This window comes from uncultured Thiodictyon sp. (assembly GCF_903828115.1).
Classification (GTDB): domain Bacteria; phylum Pseudomonadota; class Gammaproteobacteria; order Chromatiales; family Chromatiaceae; genus Thiodictyon.
On record NZ_CAIKKU010000611.1, the window covers coordinates 21,211 to 28,060 of the forward strand.

Sequence of the window (6,850 nt, forward strand, 5' to 3'; positions counted from 1 at the left end):
CCCACTTAGGCCATGTTCCTGCAGCCGACTTAACCAAGAGGCCGCAACCGGCTGTCACCCTTGGCGAAAGGAGATCTGTTCACAATTCCTGTGGATAACTCTGTGGACAGCCCCTGAGGCATGGTCGCAATGAGGCGCCGTTGTTACGGTGCTGTTTCATCGGCTACGGATTGGCCGTTTTTTCAGACCCTTGTTTTATCGCATTTTTCAGATTTCCATCGACCACTGATAGACGGTTGCGGGACAGCAAGTCGCAATCCCCGGGGGCGCGGCCGGATTGTGGACTCCTTGGCCGCGGCAGCGCCCCACCGAGCGGCAGGGACCAGGATCAAGACCGCACGGCACCCCAGACGAGCCATTCCCCGGCAACGCTACGGGACTGCCACCGACGTACACAGGAAACCGGAGGCGCCGCCAAGGCCGGTGCCCGACACCCTTGCGCCCCCGCGCTCAATGTGTATCATGCCGACAACTTGCGAGCCCGAGCGCTATGTTGCCACTGAACCAACAGGTACTGCGAACGGATTTGGCGGGTATGCCGCTCGAGTGGGTGGACTACCGCACCGCCGCCCGCCTGTATTTCCTCGATCAGGTCGCCTACGACTGTGGCGATACGCTGTTTCATCTGCGCGGCGGCATCAACGTCGCCACCCGGCGCCGCAGCCGGCTGCGCATCCATTCCATCATCGCCACGCTGGGACTGCACCAGGCCCTGAACAAGCTACAGGACCACTACGTGCCGCCGCTGTGCAATCGCACCCTGTTCCAGCGCGACGACCACATCTGCCTGTATTGCGGCGGCCGCTTCCCCAGTCGGCAACTCTCCCGCGACCATGTGCGCCCATCCAGCCTGGGCGGGCGCGATCACTGGACCAACCTGGTCACCGCGTGCGTGCGCTGCAACAATTACAAGGCTGGCCGCACCCCGGAGGCGGCCGGGATGGAACTGCTGGCGGTGCCCTTCACGCCGACCCATGCCGAGTACGTCTATCTGATGGGCCGTGGCGTCCTGGCCGACCAGATGGCGTTCCTGCGCGCCCACTTCCCCCGCAGCAGTCCGCTGCGCGAGCGCACTGTCGCCAGACCCGGGGCCTGAAGCACCTGGCCTCCACGGCCGCTCGCCCCCCGCCCGCCTGACACCGTTAGCCGGACCAAGACCGCGCCGCCGCCAGGTCGACCGACTTGAAGCCTCGGCCTGCGCTCGCCCGGCGCACGCAACGACGATCGCGACCACACCCGTTGGTCCAACCCCGTGAAGAGTGTGCGTCACCGACCCCGCAAGGGAGCGTCCGCGTTGGCGTTATCTCGCTGAATTGCCGATATTAATCTGCATCCGCCCGCGGTTGACTGCCATTGCGGGAACAACGCGCTGAAATGAATTTCAACGCCGTGCCGATTTTAAGTTGAACCTCAATGTGGATCTAAGCTAATCTTCAATCAAGAAGGAGCAGCCCGGCAATGGTGCAATGCAGCAAAAGGGCGAAATGATGCAATGCAGCAAAGCCGTCGCGAATGGTGCAATGCAGCAAATCGGCCCCCGCGGTGCCATTATGGTGCAATGCAACAATCCGCCTGATCGGGCACGTAAATCTCAGTTGCGCGAGGGGTTTAGTGTTGCACGAAGGCCCCGGAGCACGGTTTCCGGGGCGTAGCGGCCACGGGGCTTCACTGAAGGTCCTGTCCTTTCGGTGGTAACCGCCAATCAATAACGACGAGGATGACTTATGCATACCCTAGACGGCTACCGCAGCACCCATTCAGACCTGCGGCAAATGCTCGACGACCTGCGCTCACTCCTCACCACGGAGCAGCTGCGGATACGCCCCAATGCCAAGACGGCGTATGAGTTGTTGTGCGATCTGGGTGAGCGGGTGCGGCGCCACCTGGCCGAAGAGGATCGCAGTCTATACCCCAGCCTGCTGATCCATGAGGACCCCAAGGTCAAGTCCATCGCCTGGGGCTTCATCAGCGGTGAGAAGCCGTTGCGGCAGACCTTCAACGACTATCACACGCATTGGCTGAAGAACTGCGACTTCAATTTCAGCGATGACTTCCTGACCGAGACCCGTGCGGTTTTTGATCTGGTCGCACAACGCATCGATCGCGAGGAGCAGGTGTTGCTCCCCAAACTGCTGGAGATCGGCATGTTTCAGGATGCGCGTGCCCCGCTCGGAGCCCGCCACGGCGCGGACCACGCGCCGCGCCGCTGGTAACCGCCCGGACGGCTACCCGCGCCCGACGTAACGGTTTCGTTCCCCTCGCGATCGCCGTCGGCTGCGTCAGCGCAATCGGGTGTTCTTCTTGCTCACCCCCCTTCGTGGGGGAGGGTTGGATGAGGAGCTTGACGGTTGCCGCCCTACTCGCCGGGCGAGCCTTCGCCAGTCGAGGCCCAGACCGGCGAGGTCGCCGTCCAACTGCACCAGTGCCTCGGCCAGCGGGTTCGGAGCGCCGTCGCGCCAGACCTTGAGTTCCACCGCGAGCGGCCGATTGAGGCTGGTTCAGCATCAGGTGCGAGCATCGGCTGCCGCCGCGGCCGCTTCCCCGTTCAGGACCCGCGTCAGGGTCTCGATGAGGACCTGACGCTTGACCGGCTTGGTGATGACGTCGTCCATGCCGGACTCCAGGCAGAGTTGACGGTCGGAGGCCAGGGCGTGGGCGGTCATGGCGACGATCGGCAGGTGGCCGAGTGGGGACTCGTAGCGCAGTTGCCCCGCGGCCTCCGCGGCGCGGATGCGCCGGGTGGCTTCCAGTCCGTCCATCTCCGGCATCTGGATGTCCATCAGTACCAGGTGGTAGTGCCCCTGCTCCACCGCCCCCAGGGCCAGGACGCCATTGTCCACCGCATCTACCTGGTAACCCAGCTTGTCGAGCATGGCGGTGGCGACCTTCTGGCTGATCTTGTTGTCCTCCACCAGGAGGATGCAGCGGCGCGGCGCGCTCACGCCCGGCGCGGCGGCCGGCGGCAGGTCCACCGTGGCCGGCACCGGTGGCGGTGCTGCATCAACCACCGGGGCCGCGACCGGTGATTGCGCACCCCCCGGCGTCGGCTCCAAGGCCGACCCCGGCCGCTCATCCAGGGCCTCGAGCAAGGCCGCCCGATGCACCGGCAGCGTCAGGACGCGCACCGGACTCGACTCGGCCAGCGTGAGGTCCCGGCGCCGCCCCTGGGGCACCAGAGCCAGCACCCGCAAGGGCACCCGCCACGGCTGGTGGGGTACCAGGTCAAACAGGCGGTCGCCCTCCCCGCCGGGCTGGCGCAGGACGATCAGGGCCAGGTCGTAGGGATCGTCGCGATCCTCGGCCAGCAGGAGTTCATCCATCGCGCCCTCGGTATCGGCAGTGGCGAGGACGCTGACTCCCAAGTGGGCCAGGGTCTCGGTGAGCGCGGCCCGGCCGATCGCGAGCGTATCCATGAGCAGCGCCCGGGGTACTCGCGCCCACGTCGGCACGGGTATCCCCCCCGCCGCGACCGGCACGGCCGGTAACTCGAACCAGAAACAGGAGCCCTCCCCCTCGCGGCTGTCGACCCCGATCTCGCCGCCCATCAACTCCACCAGGCGGCGCGAGATGGCGAGCCCAAGGCCGGTGCCGCCGTAGCGACGGGTGAAGGAGGTGTCCACCTGATAGAAGGAACGGAACAGGAGGCCCAGGCGGTCCGCGGCGATACCGATGCCGGAGTCGCGCACGGCGACATGCAGGCGCGCGCCCCCGTGCGACCCCGTCTGGACGGCGACCCGCACCTCGACCTCGCCCTGTTCGGTGAACTTGATGGCGTTGCCGATCAGGTTGATCAGGACCTGCCGTAAGCGGCCCGGGTCGGCGTGCAGCCAGTCCGGCACCCCCCGTTCACAGATGCACGCGAAACCCAGGCCGCGCCCATCAGCCTTGTAGGCGAACATATCCGCCAGTTCCTCGATCAGGGTGCGCAGGCTGAAGTCGGTCTCGTCCAGGGTGAGCTTACCGGCCTCGACCTTGGAGTAGTCCAGGATGTCGTCGATGACGCTCAGCAGCGCGTCGGCCGAGTGCAGCACCACGGTGACATACTCGCGCTGCTCCTGATCGAGCCGGGTCTCCGCCAGCAGGTTGGCCATCCCCACCACCCCGATCATGGGGTTCCTGATCTCGTGGCTCATGTTGGCGAGGAACTCGCTCTTGGCCCGGTTGGCCGCCTCCGCCGCCTCCTTGGCGTCGCGCAGCTCGCTCTCCACCCGCCGCCGCTCGCCGATCTCCTGTTCGAGCTCCAGGTTTTTTTCCTGCACCGCCTTCTCGCGCAGCGCGCTCTCACGTAGATGGGCCTGCAAGGCGACCGCGCGCAGATTGAGCCGCAGGATCAGGAAGACCCCGAGCAGGACCACCACCGCCAGGCTCGCCATCCCCAGGAACAGGTGCCAGGGTTCGAGCCGGCCGCGCAGTTGCGCCGTGGACATCACGTCGATCACAACAAATTCCGTCCCCGGCAACAGGCGGGCAAGCGCGACCATGTGCTCGCCGTCCCCCACGGAACCGTCGCGGAACTCGAAGAGTTGGCCGTCCCTCACCCCCGCGGGCGGCGTCAAGCGTGCCAGGCCGGGGGCCAGTTCACCGCCGATCCCGTGCAGATGCCCCCCCGCGATGGTCGCCACGTAGGTGTCGTCGGCGCCGCGGTCCACATTGAGCACCTCGCGCGTTACCAGCCCCGCGTCCAGCAGGGCCAGGAGTTGACCCGCGTAGGCCCCCTTGAATTCGTGGGCGAGCGATACCGCCAGCGTGCGGCCTCCGTCCAGGACCAGGATCTCGCCACCCCGATGGGCAGGATTCAGGAACTCCTTCCAGGGGCGATCGAGCAGCGGGGCCTCACCCAGGCTCGGTTCGTCGACCAGTACCTCCCCGGTCTCGTCGAGCAGGACCAGACGCTGATAGATGGGCTTGCTGCCGATGCGCTTGCGGTCGATGAGTTGGGCGAAACGGGCGCCGATCGGCACCAGGCTTTGTTTGAGCCCGTAGCGCATGCTCATCCCCAGGGCGCGATTCTCGAAGAACCCCGCTACCTCCCGCGACAAGGCCAGATTGGCCAGATCGTCGCGCCGCTCGCTGAAGAAGTACTGGAGCGCGGCGACCCGCCGCCCGCTCTCCAGGCGCCGCTGCTGCTCCATGGTCTGACGCAGGCTGGTGGCCGACCAGTAGTTGGCCACCAGCAGGAAGCCCACGTACAGCGTCAGGACGACGCTGATCAGGATGGTCGGGAGGCCATACCTGGGCGCAATGGCGCGGAGCGCTCCCCGGGGTTTGGGCTCATGCATACTCGATCGGTTCTCCAGAGGGGTACCCGTGATACGCGGGCGGCGTAGGACGGCCACGCCGCGGGGATGCGGTGCGGCGCCACGCCACACAGGCTAACGCATAACCTTGGAAAAGGCAGCCGGTCTGTCGTCTGACGCCGCCGCGGCGCGCATCGGTTCGCGCCGGAAGGGGCGGGAGAGCAGGGAAGTCGAGGCGTTACCGTGAACGTCGCGCGGCGACGCTGTGGGAGCGGCTTCAGCCGCGACAAGGCCGCGGCAGCCGCCACGGTCGCGTCGCGGCTAACGGCCATGAGGGCTTGTCCGTCGCCCCGGAACATGAAAGCCCCCGGCGGGAGCGGCTTTCACGGTAACGCCCTGACCTGCGATGGTCTTGCGGCCGCAACGACGATCACGGCCGTCGGCGCCACCCCTGAGCCCCCCGGCACGGGGCGCACCGGCCGGAGCGCACGCGCGGCTCAGCGCGCTTCGGGCAGGTAGTCCGGGAAGTAGTCGATGACGAACGGGTAGTAGGCCAGGGCGATGCGTCTGAACTCGCCGCTCGCCTTCAACTCCTTGAGAAAGCGGTTGAAGGCATCGCGCAGGTCCTTGTCCGCGGGGCGGAACGCCGGGGCCATGTCCTGGCGTTCGCTCACCGGCCCGATAACCTTGATCTCCCCCGGCCATTTTTGCAGGGCGACGAGTGCATCCGGCACGTCGAGCAGGGTCAGCTCCGATTCCCCATTGATCAGCGCCGGGGCCATCTCGTTCAAGGTGCCCTTGAACATGACGACCTTGGCGCCGGTCGCCTTGATGTCATAGAGCTCCGGATCGAGGCAGGTGTTCGCCTTGCCGAGCAGGGTGCGCCGCGGCATCAGCGCCTTGGTGGCCGCGATGTCCTGGTCCAGGACCGCGCTGGGCCTAATGGGGGACATCGGCAGGTCGGCACGGGAAACCAGCCACACCTGGGTGGGGAAGGTCGGATCGGCGAAGCTGACCACCTTGGCCCGCCAGGGGATTACTGTCATGCCGTTGGCGATCACGTCACCGCGGATCGGCGCCTCCCCCAGGACCTCGAAGTCGTCCCCCTTGCTTTTGACCTTGCGACCGATCAGGTCACTGATGATGTCGCCCCAGTCGCTCTGCACGAACTCGTAGCGGACCCCCAGGTGAGCGGCAAAGGCGCGCATGAGTTCCACGTCCATGCCGTCACCGGCGCCGGTGACGAAATTCGCATAGGGGATACCCAGGTGGCGCAGGACCCCGCGTTCCTTGACCTCCGCCAGCCCGCCTGCCGCGGCCGCAGCCGTCACCAGGAAACTCAGAATGAGGCACCCCACGAGCGGCATAACGAGACCCCAACCGCGGCGGAACCGGAGAAGGACGGCGCGCAGAGGCGCGGATGATGGACGCAGCATGATGTTTCTCCCATTTCGGGTCTGTTCCGATATCATTCTCCGCCGTAGGAACGCCGGTTACCCGGCGCCCCCGGCGCAATCCCGGACGTGCAGTTTTCCCGCATCCGGTTCCTCGGTTGTACTCACATTCGCGCGGACCTTCACAGTTACCCGTTACAAGGCCCAGTTGTTATTGCC

5 protein-coding genes are annotated in these 6,850 nt (G+C 66.2%); 2 read left to right on the plus strand and 3 right to left on the minus strand.

The window, feature by feature from the left end; translation table 11 throughout:
- Window positions 1–490: 490 nt before the first annotated feature.
- Window positions 491–1,096: an HNH endonuclease gene (locus QZY48_RS23185; protein ID WP_295435542.1), complete on the plus strand. Its 606-nt coding sequence runs from the start codon at window positions 491–493 to the stop codon at window positions 1,094–1,096.
- Between the two features lie 337 nt (window positions 1,097–1,433).
- Here the strand turns inward: QZY48_RS23185 and QZY48_RS23190 are convergent, their stop codons facing one another.
- On the minus strand, window positions 1,434–1,559 hold the full coding sequence (locus tag QZY48_RS23190) for a hypothetical protein (RefSeq protein ID WP_295435544.1): 126 nt from the start codon (window positions 1,557–1,559) through the stop codon (window positions 1,434–1,436).
- A gap of 165 nt (window positions 1,560–1,724) precedes the next feature.
- Between QZY48_RS23190 and QZY48_RS23195 the strand changes: the two genes are divergently transcribed.
- Window positions 1,725–2,213, plus strand: coding sequence for a hemerythrin domain-containing protein (locus tag QZY48_RS23195; protein ID WP_295435546.1), 489 nt, complete (start codon window positions 1,725–1,727; stop codon window positions 2,211–2,213).
- Between the two features lie 291 nt (window positions 2,214–2,504).
- Here QZY48_RS23195 and QZY48_RS23200 read toward each other — a convergent pair whose 3' ends face one another.
- Both QZY48_RS23200 and QZY48_RS23205 read right to left on the minus strand, forming a co-directional pair.
- A complete protein-coding gene (locus QZY48_RS23200; protein ID WP_295435548.1) occupies window positions 2,505–5,279 on the minus strand; it encodes an ATP-binding protein in 2,775 nt (924 codons plus the stop codon).
- A gap of 455 nt (window positions 5,280–5,734) precedes the next feature.
- Entirely contained in the window at window positions 5,735–6,595 is an 861-nt protein-coding gene (locus tag QZY48_RS23205; RefSeq protein WP_295435550.1) for a transporter substrate-binding domain-containing protein, read from the minus strand.
- Between the last annotated feature and the right edge of the window lie 255 nt (window positions 6,596–6,850).

Excerpts from the sequence above, each read along its gene's own strand:
- QZY48_RS23200 (WP_295435548.1), bottom strand. The coding sequence starts at position 5,279 with ATGCATGAGCCCAAACCCCGGGGAGCGCTCCGCGCCATTGCGCCCAGG.
- QZY48_RS23185 (WP_295435542.1), top strand. The coding sequence starts at position 491 with ATGTTGCCACTGAACCAACAGGTACTGCGAACGGATTTGGCGGGTATG.
- QZY48_RS23195 (WP_295435546.1), top strand. The coding sequence starts at position 1,725 with ATGCATACCCTAGACGGCTACCGCAGCACCCATTCAGACCTGCGGCAA.